This window comes from Caballeronia sp. LZ001 (assembly GCF_031450875.1).
Classification (GTDB): domain Bacteria; phylum Pseudomonadota; class Gammaproteobacteria; order Burkholderiales; family Burkholderiaceae; genus Caballeronia.
The window spans coordinates 440,574-456,497 of sequence record NZ_JARTVX010000003.1 but is presented as its reverse complement, the minus strand read 5'-3'; the positions used below and the strand labels follow the sequence as shown (position 1 = coordinate 456,497).

At 63.1% G+C, this 15,924-nt stretch carries 16 protein-coding genes and 1 pseudogene; 6 read left to right on the top strand and 11 right to left on the bottom strand.

Going from position 1 to position 15,924, the window contains the following annotated elements; translation table 11 throughout:
* Positions 1-55: 55 nt before the first annotated feature.
* From P9292_RS06520 to P9292_RS06495, 6 genes and pseudogenes are all read right to left on the bottom strand, one after another.
* Positions 56-253, bottom strand: a pseudogene (locus P9292_RS06520) (ABC transporter substrate-binding protein); the annotation flags it as partial.
* 40 nt (positions 254-293) lie between these two features.
* Positions 294-1,565, bottom strand: a complete 1,272-nt coding sequence (locus P9292_RS06515; protein WP_409015145.1) for an IS256 family transposase — start codon at positions 1,563-1,565, stop codon at positions 294-296.
* On the bottom strand, positions 1,480-3,048 hold the full coding sequence (locus P9292_RS06510; RefSeq protein ID WP_309958381.1) for an ABC transporter substrate-binding protein: 1,569 nt from the start codon (positions 3,046-3,048) through the stop codon (positions 1,480-1,482). Before P9292_RS06510 ends, P9292_RS06515 begins: the two co-directional genes overlap by 86 nt.
* Positions 3,049-3,142: 94 nt before the next feature.
* Complete coding sequence (locus tag P9292_RS06505; RefSeq protein WP_309958380.1) at positions 3,143-4,417, bottom strand: FAD-binding oxidoreductase; 1,275 nt, start codon at positions 4,415-4,417, stop codon at positions 3,143-3,145.
* Between the two features lie 22 nt (positions 4,418-4,439).
* Positions 4,440-5,108, bottom strand: coding sequence for a haloacid dehalogenase type II (locus P9292_RS06500; protein WP_250468443.1), 669 nt, complete (start codon positions 5,106-5,108; stop codon positions 4,440-4,442).
* Positions 5,109-5,304: 196 nt separating this feature from the next.
* Positions 5,305-6,783 (bottom strand): aldehyde dehydrogenase family protein, encoded by a 1,479-nt coding sequence (locus P9292_RS06495; RefSeq protein WP_309958379.1) that lies wholly within the window; start codon positions 6,781-6,783, stop codon positions 5,305-5,307.
* Between the two features lie 237 nt (positions 6,784-7,020).
* Between P9292_RS06495 and P9292_RS06490 the strand changes: the two genes are divergently transcribed.
* Both P9292_RS06490 and P9292_RS06485 read left to right on the top strand, forming a co-directional pair.
* Complete coding sequence (locus P9292_RS06490) at positions 7,021-7,893, top strand: GNAT family N-acetyltransferase (RefSeq protein ID WP_309958378.1); 873 nt, start codon at positions 7,021-7,023, stop codon at positions 7,891-7,893.
* A 113-nt stretch (positions 7,894-8,006) separates the two neighbouring features.
* The gene (locus tag P9292_RS06485; RefSeq protein ID WP_244830110.1) at positions 8,007-9,416 is read left to right on the top strand and encodes an HdeD family acid-resistance protein; all 1,410 of its coding nucleotides are present in this window, start codon (positions 8,007-8,009) and stop codon (positions 9,414-9,416) included.
* Positions 9,417-9,426: 10 nt separating this feature from the next.
* Here P9292_RS06485 and P9292_RS06480 read toward each other — a convergent pair whose 3' ends face one another.
* Together P9292_RS06480 and P9292_RS06475 are read right to left on the bottom strand one after the other, a co-directional pair.
* Positions 9,427-10,167 carry a beta-ketoacyl-ACP reductase gene (locus tag P9292_RS06480; protein WP_244830109.1) on the bottom strand — a complete coding sequence of 247 codons (741 nt, stop codon included), beginning with the start codon at positions 10,165-10,167 and terminating at the stop codon, positions 9,427-9,429.
* Positions 10,168-10,201: 34 nt separating this feature from the next.
* Complete coding sequence (locus tag P9292_RS06475; protein ID WP_250468447.1) at positions 10,202-10,840, bottom strand: TetR/AcrR family transcriptional regulator; 639 nt, start codon at positions 10,838-10,840, stop codon at positions 10,202-10,204.
* A 95-nt stretch (positions 10,841-10,935) separates the two neighbouring features.
* Here P9292_RS06475 and P9292_RS06470 point away from each other — a divergent pair, with 95 nt between their 5' ends.
* Positions 10,936-12,048 (top strand): MBL fold metallo-hydrolase, encoded by a 1,113-nt coding sequence (locus P9292_RS06470; protein ID WP_309848130.1) that lies wholly within the window; start codon positions 10,936-10,938, stop codon positions 12,046-12,048.
* A gap of 94 nt (positions 12,049-12,142) precedes the next feature.
* Here P9292_RS06470 and P9292_RS06465 read toward each other — a convergent pair whose 3' ends face one another.
* The 3 genes from P9292_RS06465 to P9292_RS06455 form a co-directional block, all read right to left on the bottom strand.
* A complete protein-coding gene (locus P9292_RS06465) occupies positions 12,143-12,376 on the bottom strand; it encodes a pentapeptide MXKDX repeat protein (protein ID WP_309848131.1) in 234 nt (77 codons plus the stop codon).
* Between the two features lie 70 nt (positions 12,377-12,446).
* Positions 12,447-13,223 (bottom strand): molybdopterin-dependent oxidoreductase, encoded by a 777-nt coding sequence (locus P9292_RS06460; protein ID WP_309958377.1) that lies wholly within the window; start codon positions 13,221-13,223, stop codon positions 12,447-12,449.
* A 19-nt stretch (positions 13,224-13,242) separates the two neighbouring features.
* Positions 13,243-13,857, bottom strand: a complete 615-nt coding sequence (locus tag P9292_RS06455; RefSeq protein ID WP_309958376.1) for a cytochrome b/b6 domain-containing protein — start codon at positions 13,855-13,857, stop codon at positions 13,243-13,245.
* 322 nt (positions 13,858-14,179) lie between these two features.
* Between P9292_RS06455 and P9292_RS06450 the strand changes: the two genes are divergently transcribed.
* The 3 genes from P9292_RS06450 (at position 14,180) to P9292_RS06440 (ending at position 15,924) form a co-directional block, all read left to right on the top strand.
* A complete protein-coding gene (locus P9292_RS06450) occupies positions 14,180-14,725 on the top strand; it encodes a sigma-70 family RNA polymerase sigma factor (protein ID WP_250469490.1) in 546 nt (181 codons plus the stop codon).
* Entirely contained in the window at positions 14,722-15,363 is a 642-nt protein-coding gene (locus tag P9292_RS06445; RefSeq protein ID WP_250494149.1) for a DUF1109 domain-containing protein, read from the top strand. Before P9292_RS06450 ends, P9292_RS06445 begins: the two co-directional genes overlap by 4 nt.
* Positions 15,364-15,546: 183 nt before the next feature.
* Complete coding sequence (locus tag P9292_RS06440; protein WP_250468453.1) at positions 15,547-15,924, top strand: DUF1090 domain-containing protein; 378 nt, start codon at positions 15,547-15,549, stop codon at positions 15,922-15,924.

Genomic DNA, 15,924 nt, shown 5'->3' with positions numbered 1-15,924 from the left:
AGGTTCGCGCGCCGTCCGTTGAGGGCGCGCGATGTCGCTTGAGACGCAGCGTGCATTACGCCGTGAGCCAGACCTTTTCCGCGAACATGAAGCCGCCGAGACCGGCGAGCGGAATTGAGCCGAGGCCCTTGAGCTTCGCGGTGTGGGCATCGAGGGAACTCTGGAACATCGGAATGCCGATGCCGCCGTCCTCGTGCACGAGCTGCTGCATGTCGCCGTAGATCTTCTTGCGCTTGGCGTCGTCCGGCTCGCCGAACCTGTCCGCATTTTTGTGTGCGAGGCGGTTAGCGGAGTCACCCGCGTGCGTTGGTAAAACGCTCTCCAAACAGGATGGCAAACTGGTTCATCGCGGACGACCAGTCGAACGCCGCGCGTACTGACTTTGCCAGCACGTTGCGCAATGCCAGCCACAGCAGCTTGATGGCGGCCTCGTCATTGGGGAAGTGGCCGCGTGTCTTGATGATCTTGCGTAGTTGCATGTTCAGACTCTCAATGGCGTTTGTGGTGTAGACAACACGGCGTATGTCCGGCGGAAACACGAAGAACGGTGTGACGTTCTCCCACGCCCGTCGCCACGACTGCACGATAGTCGGGTACTTCGCACCCCACGGGCCTTCGGCAAAGGCCTCCAGGGCCTGCTGAGCGGCCTGTTCACTCGCGGCGGCATAGACCGGGCGCAGCGCTGCGGCCACGCTCTTGCGGTCCTTGTAGCTGACGTACTCCAGACTGTTGCGGATCAGATGCACGATGCAGGTCTGCACGGCCGTGCGCGGGTACGCCGTGCCAATCGCCTCAGCCAGTCCCTTCAGGCCGTCGACCACCGCGATCAGGATGTCCTGGCAGCCCCGGGTCTTCAGTTCGTTGAACACTTTCAGCCAGAACTTCGCCCCTTCGGTCTGTTCGATCCACAGGCCGAGCACATCGCGCTGGCCGTCGGCCTGAATGCCCAGCGCCAGATACACCGCCTTGTTGCTCACCACGCCGTCGCCACGGATCTTCACACGCAGCGCGTCGAAGAACACCACCGGGTACATCGGCTCAAGCGGACGGCTTTGCCAGGCGAGCGCTTCAGCCATGACTTCGTCGGTGACCGAGCTGATGAAATCGGGCGAAACCTCGGTGCCATAGGCTTCGGCCAGAAACGCCTGGATCTCGCGCACACTCATGCCGCGCGCGTACATGGCGATGATGCGCTCGTCGAAACCGGTAAAACGGCGCTCGTGTTTCGGAATCAGGATGGGTTCAAAACTGCCGTCACGATCACGCGGCAGATCGACCCTGAGCGGGCCATAATCGGTGATGAGCGTCTTGCCGCTGGCGCCGTTACGTTCGTTGTCCTGGCCGTCGGGTTTCGGCTGCCCCGCCAGGTAGCCCAGATGCATCTTCATCTCGGCGCCCATCGCGCGCTCGATGAGTGCCTTGTTGAACGCCAGCATCAGGTCCTGGACCTCGATGGGCGTCATCGGGCCTTTGACCAGGTCATCCAGCAGACCTTCCGGAAGGGCAGGCAGCGGCCCTCGGGCCGCTGCCTGAGAAGCGACGGTGCGTTTCTTCTTCATCGGCATATCCATGACTTTTACCTCTCATAATATGCCTCGCCCACAGAATTACGGATAGGTCCCGCTCGCCGCGCGCGGCCACCAGCATCTGGTCGAACTGCGGGTTCTTCCAGTTGGCTTCGTTCCACGGTGCGTCGGACTTAAAGAACTGCGTGAACAGCACATCCGCGCTCGGGCGTGCGTTGATGTTGCCGTAGCCGAGCGGATGCTTCATCCAGTGATTCGACCAATAGCCGTCGGCGGGCACGCGCACCACTTGCAGATTCAGGCCCGCTTGCGGCGCGACCTGTTGCAAGAGCACGGCCATTTCGACCGAACCCTCAGCCGCCGGCGATGCGTACAGTTGCACCGGCGCGCTGCCGAGTTTCGCCTTCTGGAAATAGAACTTGGCCTTGTCCGGATCGAACTTGCGTTGCGGCAGACCGGCCATGTAGTACTTGTTGGTCGGATCGATCGGCTGGTCGTTGCCGATCGCGCCATAGCCGCGAAACACGGTCTGGCGAATCTGGTCGCGATCCATCAAGTGCATCATGCCGCGCCGGAAATCGCTCGTGCCCGTGATGCCGCCGTCGTCGCGCACGATCAGGTCGGTGTATTGACCCGTCTTCGTTTCCAGCACGTTGAAGCCTTGCGTGCCCTTGATGCGGTCCGTCGAGCGCGCGCTCACCGCGTTGATCAGTTGCACGTCGCCGGACAGAAGCGCGTTGACGCGCGCGGATTCATCGGCGATACCGATCAGCTCCACTTCGTCCAGATGCGGCAAGCCCGGCTTCCAGTACTTCTCGTTGCGCACGCCGACCGTACGCACGCCTGGCGTGAATTCCTTGACCTTGAACGGACCCGTGCCGATCGCCGTCTTGAAGTCGGTGGTGCCGTCCTTGATGATGAGGAAGTGCGAATCCGCGAGAATCACGGGCAGGTCGGCGTTCGCGCCGGCGAGCGTGATGGTCACTTCGTTCGGGCCGGTGGCCTTCACGTCCTTGAACTGGTCGGCAATGGTCTTGGCCTTCGAGCCGACCGCTGCATCCTTGTGACGCATCAGCGAATAGATCACGTCCTGCGGCGCGAGCGACTTGCCGTCGTGGAACTGCACGCCGCTTCTGAGCTTCACGACCCACACGGTCGCGTCTTTCGTTTCGAGCGATTCAGCCAGCGACATCTGCGCGCCGAGATGCGAATCCAGTTCGGTCAGGCCGTTGTAGATCATGAAGCCGCGCACGTAGTCGGTGCCGAGCGCGCCCTTGGCGGGGTCGAGCGTATCGGCGGACGAAGAAGATTGCGTCGCCACGCGAATCCGTCCGCCCTGCTTCGGCTTTTCCTGCGCGAACGCGGCGCCGCTCACGGAAAGCAGGCCCGTGCCGGTGACGGACAGCAAGCCGCCCGCGGTCAGCGCGCGCAGCACGCTACGGCGCGACGCGCCTTTTTTCGTCAGTTCGTCGAGCCGGATACCGGCATGGTCGACTGCATCAGGCGATTGATCGATGCTCATGAACTTCTCCGCGTGAGATTGGGGCTGAATGAATCGCCGGCTCGGTTGTTTCCGGCTGGCTGTATTTGCTTCGATGCTTCGATGCTTCGATGCTTCAATAGAAAACGTCTTTGATCGAGTAGTACGCACCGACCAACGGCAGGAACCACGGCTTGCCCGTGTGACCCGGAATGGCGGGCCAGTCGAAATCGCGCCACGGATTGGCGTCGGCCTTGCCGTTCATCACGTCGGCCATGACCTGGCCCATGTGCGTGGACATCTGCGTGCCGTGGCCGCTGTAGCCCATCGAAAAGTAGATGCCGTCGTGCTGCCCGGCGCGCGGCAGACGGTCCGCGGTGATATCGACGAGACCGCCCCAGCAATAGTCGATGCCCACGCTCGCGAGACTCGGGAACATCTGCGCGAGGTTGTCCTGCAGGATGCGGCCGCTCTTCGCATCCGAAGGTCTTTCGGATGCCGTGAAGCGCGCGCGTCCGCCGAACAGCAAACGCGCATCCGGCGTCACGCGAAAATAGTTATGCATGAGGCGGCTCGTGGTGTAGGAGCGGCGCTTGGGCAAGATGCGCGCGAGCTCTTCCGCCGGCAGCGGCGCGGTCACGATGATGAACGAGCCCACCGGCGCGAGCCTGCGTCTGTACCACGAGAAAGGACCGTGCTTGGAAGGACCGGTCGCGATCAACACTTGCTTTGCGCTCGCCGCGCCGCGCGCCGTATCGATTCGAAACCCGCCGTCTTCCTTCGTGATGCCGCGCACTTCCGCATGTTCGAAAAGCTTCGCGCCTTGCCGCACGGCGGCGTTCGCAAGACCCGCCGCGAACTTGCCCATATGCATCTGGCCACCATGACGTTGCAGCAAGCCGCCATGAAAACTGTCCGACTGCACTTCGCCGCGAACCTGTTCGCGAGTCAGCACGTCGATATCGGGATCGACTTCGCGGCGAATGAGTTCGGCGGTCCGTTCGATGTGCGCGAGATGATGCGGCTTCGACGCAAGCTTGAGCTTGCCCGTCGAAACATAATCGCAATCGATACCTTCCTCGCGAATCAAACGCTCGACGGTATCGACGGCGGCCGCATACGCGCGATAACAGCCCTGCGCACGCTCGACGCCCAGTTGCGAGCGCAACGCCGCATAGTCCTGCGCCACGCCGGTGTTGCACTGGCCGCCGTTGCGCCCGGAAGCGCCGCCGCCCATTTTCCCCGCATCGAACACGGCGACGCTCGCGCCGCGTTTGGCAAGCGCCAGCGCCGCCGACAGACCGGTGAAGCCGCCGCCGATCACCGCCGCATCGACCCGGCCATCGGCCGGGCCTTCCTGCGCCGCCGTGAAGGCGGGTGCGGTATCGAGCCAGTAGGAGTCGAGTTTCATCGGCGGGTCCGGAGGATGACGATTACAGGCCGAGCTCGGTGGCGAGATCGCCGATGGTGTCGACTTCGTAGTACTCGTAGTACGGCGTGCTCGGCTCGTGGCCGCGCTTGACGAACGCCTTGTGCTTCACGCCCATGTCGTGCGCGGTCATCAGGTCATAGCGCAGGCTCGACGACACGTGCAGCACGTCTTCGGGGTTGCAGTCGAGCTGGTCGAACATGTACTCGAAGCCTTGCATGCGCGGCTTGTACGACTGCGCCTGCTGTGCCGTGAACACGCGATGGAACGGCGCGCCGAGCTTGTCGACGTTGCTTTGAATCTGGTCGTTCGATGCGTTCGAGAGAATCACGAGCTTGTACTTCGAAGCGAGACGCGACAGACCTTCCGGGACGTCCGGATGCGGGCCCCAGCTCGGCACGGCGAGGTAGTACTTTTCGGCTTCGGCTTCGTTGAACTCGACGTTCATGCGCTGGCACGCACGGCGCACGGCATTGACGATGACATCGCGATACGGCTTCCACGCGCCGAGCACTTCGTCGCGGCGGTATCCGGAAAAGAATGCGACGAACTTTTCAAGCTCGGCGCCCTTCAGACGGTCGCCGTACATCTCGCGGGCCATATCGGCCATGCGGAACTTCGTCAGCGTGCCGTAGCAGTCGAAGGTGATGTACTTAGGCTCGAAATCGATCATGGTGTCAGTCCTATCGGGTAATGAACCGCAGGGTTCAGGGGCGAGGGCCAGGAAAAACGCATTTCCTGAAGAAAATTTAATCAGGGCAAAAATACTGATGTCGTTGAATGCGGGTGCTTCGACCATGCAAAACAACTCGTTTCGAGGCATGTCCGCAGCAGCTTATGCGGCGCGTTTCCGACGCACGATCGATCGTTCATTGACCGATGTCGATCAGCACGCTCTTGAGGCGCAAATTGGCTTCGAAGGCTTGCCGCCCGAGGTCCTTGCCGATGCCCGAACCCTTGTAGCCGCCGGTGGGAATCACGAAGTCGCTGGTGCGGCCGTAGCGGTTGACCCACACCGTGCCCGCCTCGATGCCGCGCACCATGCGCAGCGCGCGGCCGAGGTCCGCCGTGTGCACGCCGGCGGCGAGGCCATAGTCGGGGTGAGCGGCGAGTGCGAGCGCTTCCTCTTCGCTGTCGAAGGCCTGCAAGGTCAGCACCGGGCCGAAGATTTCGTGGCGCACGGCTTCCGTTTCCTGTGTCACGCCGGTCAGAAGCGTCGGCGCATAGAACGGTCCGGGCGTCGCGGCATGCGGGCGTTCTCCGCCGCAGCGCAGCGCGGCGCCGCTCGCGACGCTGCGTTGCACGATCGCTTCGATACGTGCGGCTTGCGGCTCGGAGATGATCGGCGGCAAGGTGGTGTCGGCGGCCCAGGTCGGTCCGGCATGCAGTTCGCCGAATACATGCGCAATGCGTTCGGCGAGCTCATCCGCGATCGAACGCTCGACCAGGAGCCGCGATCCCGCGACGCATACCTGGCCCGCGTTGCCGGCGATCGCACCGGCGATACGCCGCGCGACTTCATCGATACGCGGGGCATCCGCGAAGACGATCTGCGGACTCTTGCCGCCCAGTTCCAGCGTCACGGGCTTGGTGCCGGTTTCGGCGCAGGCGGCCATGATCGCGGCGCCCGTGCGTGTCGATCCCGTGAACGTCACCTTGGCGATGCGCGGATGACGCACGAGCGCGTCGCCGGTCGTGCGGCCATCGCCCTGAACGACATTGAAGATGCCTGGCGGCACGCCGGCTTCGAGCGCCAGCCGGGCGAGACGCAGCACCGAAAACGGCGTCATCTCCGAAGGCTTGAGGACCACCGCGTTACCGGCCGCGAGCGCCGGCGCGATCTTCCATGACGCCATCACCAGCGGAAAATTCCACGGTGCGATGGCGCCGATCACGCCATACGGCTCGGTCATGGTCATGCCGAGATGCCGATGATCCGTCGCCGCGACCTCACCGCCGATCTTGTCGGCGAGTTCCGCGTAGAAGCGGATGCCTTCGGCGGTGAACGGCACGTCCCAGTTGAATGCATCGCGCACGGGACGCGTGGAGCCGAGCGCTTCGAGCGGCGCGAGCGTGGCGGCGTCGGCGGCAACGAGATCCGCGAAACGGCGCAGCACGCGGGCCCGCTCGCGCGGCGCGCAGCTTGCCCAGCCGCTCGTGCGCCACGCGGTGTAGGCGTTCTGCACGGCGTGGTCGATCATGGCCGCATCGGCGACTGGAATGGATGCGTACGCGACGCCATCCGAAGGCCGCGTGACGTCGATGCGCGTGGTGCCTGCATCGACGAACTCGCCACCGATGAAGTGGCCGCGCGGCACGGCAATGACGGCGGGATCGAAACGGTCCATGTGCTTGGGCCTTGTATGCGTTGATGTCGTATGAAATCTTAGGTCCGAAGGCCCGGCATAATTCGCTGACAAAATTGCGCAATCGGCATATCGGGCGCGTTCTTGCACGCCTAACCCGTGGTTTTGCATTGCATCAAAAGCGCAACGCTTGATAGGAAGATCGTCCTAGTCATGCGCGTTGTGCGGTGTCACAGTCGCGATAACCGTCTACAGAACGCTCAGAACCAGGAGGCCGGCGTGCCCGACTCTAATCAGCACGAGGCGATTCGATATCGCGCTTTCACGCCCGACGACATCGCGGCAGGACACGCGTTGTCGAGCGCCGTCCGGTGGCGGCATCGCCCGGACGACTGGCGATTTGCCGCGCGGACCAGCAGCGGCATCGCCGCCGTCGACGCTTCCGGCGCGGTGGTCGGTACGGCGCTCGCGTGGAAGTTCGGTGTGGAGGCCGCGTCCATCGGCATGTTCATCGTGTCGCCGGAGCATCAGCAACTCGGCATCGGCCGTGAGCTGATCGAGCGGCACATACGGGAACTCGGCGCGCGCACGGTCGTCATGCATGCGATCGGTTCCGGGCTCGCGCTATGCGAAACGCTCGGCTTCGAGAAGACCGGCACCATCCATCAGCATCAGGGCGCGGCGTTTCAGCCGCCGCTCGTTTCGCTGCCGCCGGGCGAGCGGCTGCGGCCCATCGGCGCGAACGACACGCCGCGTCTGGTCGATCTCGCCTCGCGTGCAAGCGGGCTGGATCGCAGCGCCGTGCTGCCGCAATTGCTCGATGTCGCAAGCGGTATCGCGCTCGATCGCGACGGCGAGTTGCTCGGCTTCGCATTGTTCCGGCGCTTCGGCGACGGTCATGTGATTGGCCCGGTGGTCGCGCCCGACTCGCCGAATGAAAGCCGCGCGAAAGCGCTCATCAGTTATTGGCTCGCGCTGCATGCAGGTATGTTCGTACGTGTCGATACCCCCGCGAGGCTCGGACTTTCGACATGGCTCGAAGGCCTCGGCTTGCCGCATGTCGACAGCATCGAGCGCGTGGTGCGCAATGGTCCCTTGCCCGTCGATGCCACATCGATCGAATACGCCATCGCCAGTCAGGCGTTAGGTTAGGGCTTGTCATCGCGAGCTTGCCGCTTCCCCGTCCGATGCTTTATATAGTGAGTGGCCGCGTCGTTTGCGAATGGACGCACTCCACGCACCGAACAGTTCGACGGAGCTTCGACATGGTTCGTCTCGTGATGATTCTTCTCGGCGTGGACTATCTGCGCACGCGCTGGCGCGAAGTCATGGTGCTCGGCTTTCTGAGCATCGCGCTGGGCGGAGTCATTTTCGTCGATGCCCTCGACGGCTCGCTGTACTTTCCCATCATCCCGTTCGCGCTCGCCTTGCTGCTCGAAGGACTCGCCACGCTTGCGGTTGCGTGGACCGGCATGGGCGGGCAACGCACGCTGCGCTACGTTAAGAGCGCGGCGTTCTCTTTGTCGGCGCTGCTCGTGCTGATCGGCGGCGAGCGCGGCAACTTCGTGCTGTCGCTCATCTTCGGCACGCTCTTTCTCGTGGATGGCGCGTTGCAGATCGTCTCCGCGCGCGTGGTCCGCTATCGCCGCTGGAAGCTCGCGATGGCAGGCGGCGTGTTCGAGATCGCCATCGCCATTTTCTTCTACCAGCCGTATCCGGATTACTACGCGGGCACGGTGGCTTATTGCGTGGCGTTCGGCCTTTTCTTCGGTGGATGGAACATGCTGCTGCTCGCCTCGCGCGTGCGGCGTCTCGCGCGCAACCCCGCAGCCGATGACGCCGCGGCCGCCGCAGCTGCATCGCAGGCGTCCGTGCAGGCGGCACGCACGCCGGTCGCGGGCGTCGTCTGGGACGGCCCTCCCGGACCCGACGAAGCCGCCTTGACCGTGCATGTATGGACGCCGGTCGGCACCGCGAAGATGCAGCCGCGCAGGCAGTTGATCATCGACCGGTACATTGCCGCCGTCGACCGCAACGGCACCATCTCGACCGGCCATGCCGCGCTCGAAACGCCCGAGGGCGTGTATATCAGCCTGTATCCGGCGGTGGAGATAGACCGCTCGCCGGACGAGTTCTCGCGCCTCTTGCGTGCGACCCGCGATAACGATGTGCCCGGCATGTTTCAACCCGACTACGCGACCGAATCGAAAGCATGGTGCCCGTCGACGCAACAGGTACGCATCCGTAATTACGATCCTGAAAGGCTCGCGCGCTTCTGGCAGGAATATCAGCGCGACACGACCTACAACCTCACGTACCGCAACTGTTCGAGCACCGTGGCGCGCGCGCTCGAAGCGGCCATCGAAGGCGCATCGGCGCGTGTGTGGGGCAAGCGCGGCGGGTGGAATCCGCTCGTGCGCATCATGACGACGCCCGAGCTATGGGTGGCGGCGCAAGTGCGCAAGCGCGCGGCGACCATGGCATGGACGCCGGGCCTGACGCTCGACTACGCGCGCGCGCTCAGCATGCTGGCCGATCCGCGCCGTTCGGGCTGGGTGAAGATGGCGCGCATTGCGCTGGCGACGATGTATCGATCGCGTCAGCGCTGGCGTGCGGAAGAAGAGGCGGCGCAAGACGCCGCCGCGCAAGCCGGGCAAGTGAAGGAACCGGGCTGAACGCCAACCTTCAAAGCGTCATGCCGCCCGCTACCTCGATCACCGCGCCGTTGACGTAACTGGCTTCGTCGCTTGCGAGGAACGCATAGACATTCGCGACTTCCTCGGGCTTGCCGAGACGGCCGAGCGGCACATCGGCGCGCATCTTTTCTAGCACTTCGGCGGGGATGGTCGCGAGAATCGGGGTATCGACGAAACCGGGTGCAACCGCATTCACGCGGATGCCCTTCGGCCCGAGTTCACGGCTCCACGTTTTCGTGAAACCGATCACGCCGAACTTGGCCGCCGCGTAATTGGTCTGCCCGAAATTGCCGTAGATGCCGACCACCGAACTCGCATTCAGGATCACGCCCGAACCTTGCGCGATCATGCCATCGACCACGGCCTGGCTCGCGTGAAAGACGGCGCGCAGATTCACGTCGATGACATCGTCGAATTGCTTGAGCGTCATTTTCTGCAGGCGTGCGTCACGCGTGATGCCCGCATTGTTCACGAGCACGTCGATGCGCTTATAGCGGTCGCGCACCGTCGCCACCATCTCGTCGACGCGCTCGCGATCCGACATATCGACGCAAAATGCGCTCGCTTCGGCGCCCGCTTGCCGACACGCTTCGACCACCGCTCCCAGCGCTTCCGCGTTGCGGTCACATGCCGCGACGATCGCGCCTTCCTGCGCGAACTTGAGTGCCGTGGCCGCGCCGATGCCCTGCGCCGCGCCCGTGATGATCGCTACTTTTCCTTTCAGTCTCATTCGTTCGAACCTTGTTTTAAGGGAAAAATTGAAGTTATTTCGACGATGAATCGGGCACGCCATACCCCGCCAGAAAGAGATCCACCGCCGCTTCCGCCACCCGCTTCTGCTCGCGCTTGGACAAGGGCGATTGACCCATCGTGACCTGCGGCCAGAACGCGAATCCCTTGACGATGCCATGCAACTGCTGCGCCGCGAACGCCGGGTCCGACGCCACATTCAGGCGGCCATCGGCGGCGGCGGCGCGTATCCATCGCGTCAAGTCTTCCTCGCGCTCGCCAAGCTTGCCGACCATTTCCCGCGCGCGCTCGGGCGAATGAATGCCCTCCGCAATCGCCACTCGCGCAAGCGATAAAAACGCGGCGTCGTTCAACAGATTCAACTTGCGCGCAAGCAGGTCGAGCAACTGCGCACGCAACGGCGATCGAGGGTCGTAGGCAGGAGCGTCGTCGGACTGGCTTGCGGTCCACAACTGATGGAGGATCGCCGCGAACAGCGCGTCCTTGCCGTCGAAATGGTTGTAGACCGTTCTCTTCGATACCCCCGCGCGCGCCGCGATGCGGTCCATGCTCGTGGCGTCATAACCCGAGGCGATGAATTCCTCAACCGCCGCGCTCACGATGGCGGCGCGTTTGCGGTCGGTCAGACGAGGTTGGTCAGCGTTCGATTCCATCAGGCAATTTTACACTGAGCGGTTTACTTTCATCTCGAAAATAAACTACACTGGGCAGTCTACTTTCCTGCTGCACCAACCGGATGCCATTTGCCATGACGTCGATTACCGCCTCGATCAGCCGCGCGCTCGGACTCACCGCAGCCAGGCGCGGACGCGAACTGTCGCATACGTCGCCGCAGCATGACGGCGAGCGCTTTCGCAATGTCAAGCCGCGTCCGGCCGAGGGCATGGGCAAGACCTTGCGCATCATGTGGAACATGATCGTCAACAAGCCGCGCGGCACCGCGCCCGTAGAGCCGCCGGCCGTGCTGACACTGACGCGCGCGCAACTCGATGCCGCGCCGGACCGCAGCCTCTTTCGCCTTGGCCACTCCACGCTGCTCTTCAAACTGCGCGGCGAGTTCTGGCTGACCGATCCGGTGTTCGGCGAGCGCGCATCGCCGTTCCGCAATGTCGGGCCGAAGCGTTTTCATGCGCCGCCCATCGCGCTTGCCGACCTGCCGCCGTTGCGCGGCGTGATCCTTTCACACGATCACTACGACCATCTCGACCGCGAGACCGTGCTTGCGCTCGCCGCGACGACGGACGTGTTTCTGACGCCGCTCGGCGTGGGCGACAGGCTGATCGAATGGGGCATCGACGCGAGCAAGGTGCGCCAGCTCGACTGGTGGCAAAGCGTGGAGCTAGACGGCCTCGCATTCACCGCGACGCCCGCTCAGCACTTTTCCGGCCGCAGTCTCTTCGATGGCAACAGCACTTTGTGGGCGTCGTGGGTGATCGTCGATGACGCCTTGCGCGTGTTCTTCAGCGGCGATACCGGCTATTTCGAAGGATTTCGGACCATCGGCGAGCGGCTCGGACCGTTCGATGTCGCGTTCATCGAAACCGGCGCCTACGATGCGCAATGGCCCTACGTGCACATGCAGCCCGAGGAGACCGTCCAGGCGCACGTGGACTTGCGCGGCCGCTGGCTCGTGCCCATTCACAACGGCACGTTCGATCTGGCGATGCATCGCTGGCAGGAACCGTTCGAGCGCGTGACTGGGCTCGCGCTTGCACGGGGTATCGCGCTGGCGACGCCGCGCATGGGCGAGCGGCTGAATCTGGTCGAGCCGCATCGCGGTGAGAAATGGTGGCGCGAAGTGCCGGAAGTCGAGACGGTGAAGACAGGATGGCGGTGGTGCGCGGGACGTGAGTCTTCGTGATGCTCGTTGCCGCAGCGGTTGTCGCTTCGCATGGCGTTGAAGCGCATCTGTCCTAAAAGGAATAAGGCCGGGATATCACTCCCGGCCTTTGCGCTTACTGCGCCATCGCGCCCGAAGCCGCGTGATCCTTGCTCATCTTGTCGTGCTTCTTCATCTTGTCGCCCTTGCCCATCGAGTCATGCGACATCGCGTCCTTGCTCATGGGATCGTGAGACATGCTGTCCTTGCTCATCGAGCCCTGCGCCATCGTATCGCTTGCCTGCGCGTAGGCGGCCGTCGTGCCGATTGAAAGGACCGCGGTGAAAACTGCCGTCATCAATTTCTTCATGCTACTTCTCCTTGAGTGAGTGAGGTTGAGTCTTCTGCTCCGGCCAAAGCCGGATTTCAACGAGCGGCGATCATGAACCGCCGAACCAGTTGTAGCCCTGGTCGACCCAATAGCCGCCGGGATACGTGTTCGTGACGAAGATCTCGACGATATGCTTCGGGTTCTTGTAGCCGAGCTTGGTCGGCATGCGAAGCTTCATCGGATAACCGTATTTCGCCGGCAAGCGTTCGCCGTCGTAATCGAAAGTGAGCAGTGTCTGCGGATGCAGCGCCGTCGGCATGTCGATGCTCTCGTAGTAGTCGTCCGCGCAACGAAAACCGACGTACTTCGCCGTCGTATCCGCGCCGGCGCGACGCAGGAACTCCGAGAACGGCGTGCCGCCCCAACGTCCTACGGCGCTCCAGCCTTCCACGCAGATATGACGCGTGATCTGTTCGGCATGCGGCAGCGCGTAAAGCTGCGGCAAATTCCATACGCGCTGCCCCGCCACGAGCCCGCTCACCTTCAGCCGATAGTCGCTGCCATTCACGCTCGGTACGTCGTCGATTCCGTAGAACGCGTTGAATGGAAACGGCCGCGTGATTTGCGCTTCCGTGTAGGTCGGTGCGAGCCGCGCGGGATCGAATAGCGCGCCTTGCACGCGGTCGTTGAGCCGCGATACCGCAGTCAAAAATGTGTTCACCGAGTCGTCGTCGGTGATGGAGCAGCCGGTGAGCATCGCCAGTCCGCCGAGCGACAACAGGCGCTTGCCGAAAAGACGCCGCGACGGCATATCGAGTTCGCGCCGCGCATCCGCGAGAATCGATGCGCGATCGAGCGTCATGATGCTTCTGTCCTTGGGTTTCATCGTGGAGTCTCGTATCGGTTCAACGGCCGCGCAGCATGGTCAGAAGCGAACGCGGCACGAGTGCGACCATCGCCACATGGACGACGATGAACGCCGCCATCACCGCCATCGCGCAGAAATGGACGACGCGCGCCCGGTCATAGCCGCCCATGAGTTCGCGCAGCAGCGGAAACTGCACCGACTTCCATATCGCGAGCCCTGAGAGCACGAGCACCATCAGATCGATCACGACGACGAGATACGCGAGCTTCTGCACCGCGTTGTACTGGCGCAAGTCGCCATGCGAGAGCTTGCCGGTAAGCGCCGCGACCAGGTCACGCCATACGGCGCGTGGCGACACTGGGAAGAACCTGGCGAGGAAACGGCCGCTCGCGAGATTGAGTATCAGATAGAAGATGCCGTTGAAGAACAGCAGCCACATTGCCGCGAAATGCCATTGCAACGCGCCACCGAGCCAGCCGCCAAGGGTGATCGATGGCGGAATGACGAAGCCGGGAAAGACGGGCGATGCGTCGTAGATGCGCCATCCCGAGAACAGCATGATGAAAGCGGCAAAGGCATTGAGCCAGTGCGAGACGCGCAGCCAGAGCGGATGCACGGGTTCAGAAGGCTGATCGACAAGAGTGGTTTGCATGATCGTTCGGGGCGCCACGCGGTTGTGTTCCGAGTAATTCGCCGCCAACGCGCCGCCGGTTACAGCGACACATCATTTTTATCGATGCAAAGAAACTGTAACCACGGGACGCTTTGCAACGAACTACCCAGGTCGACCCTTCCACTACACGACGATGACGATGAACACCGACGGCACGTTGCACGCAATCAGCGCCAATGTTGCGACGCATCTTGGCTTCGGCTATTCTGGATCGACCGATCCAGAACGTGAACGTGACCGCGCGGCCACGCAGCGCAATGCGGAATCGCCCATTCGTCGCCTCGTCAACACAGGACCCATCTTGCATGACGCGGAACACCGCCTGAAGGCTCTGTTCGTGCTCGGCCTGGACGGCGAGCAGACTGCCTACCGCGAATTCCTGCAGGCGCTGACGCGGCATTTGCGGGCTTATCTGCGCAAACGTATTCCGCAGCATCGCGAAGATGTCGAAGACCTCGTGCAGGAAATCCTGCTCGCCGTGCACAATGCGCGGCATACGTATCGGCCGGACGAACCGCTCACGGCGTGGGTGCATGCCATTGCCCGCTACAAGCTGACCGACTTCTTCCGCTCGCGCTCGCGTCACGAATCGCTGAACGACCCGCTCGACGACCATACCGACCTCTTCGCGCTCAGCGACGACGAACCCGCGCGCGCGCGTCACGACATCGGCAAGTTACTCGAACATCTTCCTGACAAACAGCGCTTGCCTATCGTTCATGTCAAGCTCGAAGGCCTTTCCGTCACCGAAACGGCGCGCATCACGGGGCTGTCCGAGTCGGCGGTGAAGGTGGGCGTGCATCGCGGCCTGAAGGCGCTTGCCGCGCGCATCCGGGGTATCCGATGAAAACCGATGACCTGATCGATCTCCTCTCGAATGGCGCAACGCGCGTCGATCGCGCGGCCATTGCACGACGCTTCGGCGAGGCGTTGCCGCTCGGTGTGCTCGGCTCCGTCGTGTTGATGCTGATGGTCTATGGAATGCGGCCCGACTTGCGCAGCGTCGCGGGCACCGCGATGTTCTGGGCGAAGATCGCATTCCCCTCGTGCGTCGGCATCGGCGCGTTGCTCGCCGTGACGCGGCTCGGCAGGCCGGGCGCGCGCGCGGGTCATGCGTGGGCACTCGTGGTGCTACCGTTCGTCGTCGTGTGGGTCGCCGGGGCGTTCGTCCTCGCGGCCGCGCTTCCCGTGGACCGCGCGCCGCTCGTTCTTGGGCATTCGTGGCGCAGTTGTCCGTTCAATATCACGCTGCTATCGTTGCCGACGTTTCCGGCCGTGTTTTGGGCCGTCAAGGGGCTTGCACCCACACGTTTGCGGCTCGCTGGGGCGGTCGCGGGCTTACTCGCAAGCTCGCTCGCCACGCTAGCGTATTGCCTGCATTGCCCGGAGATGAGCCCCGCGTTCTGGAGCGTGTGGTATGCCATCGGCATGCTCATGCCTGCCGCTATCGGCGCATGGCTCGGGCCGCGCTTGCTGCGTTGGTGATAAGACGTCGGGCTTGCTCGCCGCGCTCGCCGTGCTTTCGCGCGTGCGTGAATGAAGCGCCGGTCATTCCAAGCCATCTTTCGTTTCGATCGAAAGATCCGCAACCGGCAAGTTGGCGCAAGCAGGCAAATGGGTCAAGCGCTTTGCGCTATGCTGACGGACCATTCATCGCGAGGATCGACTATGAAAACGGCGTTCAAGGCGGCATGTCTGGCAATGGCGGCCATGCCGCTTTTCTGTTCCGCACAGACCAGTTGCGACTCGAAGCGCGCCTCGATCGAAGAGGAAATTACCTATGCGCGTGCGCATGGCAATGCGAGTCGTATCGATGGCCTGGAAACCGCACTTGGCAAACTGAACGCCAATTGCACGGAAGCGTCCTTACGCAACGAGAGCCAGCGCAAGGTCGCATCCGCGCAAAAGAAGCTCGCCGAACGCGAGCACGATCTGCAGAAAGCGAAGACCGAAGGCAAGAGCGCGAAGAAGATCGCGGAGCGCCAGCGCAAGGTGGATGAAGCGCACGCGGAACTCGCGCGTGCGCAGACCGAAGCGGCGCCTTGA

Coding starts and splice junctions, on each gene's coding strand:
- P9292_RS06440 (WP_250468453.1), top strand. CDS start 15,547: ATGAAAACGGCGTTCAAGGCGGCATGTCTGGCAATGGCGGCCATGCCG.
- P9292_RS06505 (WP_309958380.1), bottom strand. CDS start 4,417: ATGAAACTCGACTCCTACTGGCTCGATACCGCACCCGCCTTCACGGCG.
- P9292_RS06495 (WP_309958379.1), bottom strand. CDS start 6,783: ATGGACCGTTTCGATCCCGCCGTCATTGCCGTGCCGCGCGGCCACTTC.
- P9292_RS06475 (WP_250468447.1), bottom strand. CDS start 10,840: ATGGAATCGAACGCTGACCAACCTCGTCTGACCGACCGCAAACGCGCC.
- P9292_RS06480 (WP_244830109.1), bottom strand. CDS start 10,167: ATGAGACTGAAAGGAAAAGTAGCGATCATCACGGGCGCGGCGCAGGGC.
- P9292_RS06465 (WP_309848131.1), bottom strand. CDS start 12,376: ATGAAGAAATTGATGACGGCAGTTTTCACCGCGGTCCTTTCAATCGGC.
- P9292_RS06515 (WP_409015145.1), bottom strand. CDS start 1,565: ATGCCGATGAAGAAGAAACGCACCGTCGCTTCTCAGGCAGCGGCCCGA.
- P9292_RS06510 (WP_309958381.1), bottom strand. CDS start 3,048: ATGAGCATCGATCAATCGCCTGATGCAGTCGACCATGCCGGTATCCGG.
- P9292_RS06470 (WP_309848130.1), top strand. CDS start 10,936: ATGACGTCGATTACCGCCTCGATCAGCCGCGCGCTCGGACTCACCGCA.
- P9292_RS06485 (WP_244830110.1), top strand. CDS start 8,007: ATGGTTCGTCTCGTGATGATTCTTCTCGGCGTGGACTATCTGCGCACG.
- P9292_RS06460 (WP_309958377.1), bottom strand. CDS start 13,223: ATGAAACCCAAGGACAGAAGCATCATGACGCTCGATCGCGCATCGATT.
- P9292_RS06445 (WP_250494149.1), top strand. CDS start 14,722: ATGAAAACCGATGACCTGATCGATCTCCTCTCGAATGGCGCAACGCGC.
- P9292_RS06500 (WP_250468443.1), bottom strand. CDS start 5,108: ATGATCGATTTCGAGCCTAAGTACATCACCTTCGACTGCTACGGCACG.
- P9292_RS06455 (WP_309958376.1), bottom strand. CDS start 13,857: ATGCAAACCACTCTTGTCGATCAGCCTTCTGAACCCGTGCATCCGCTC.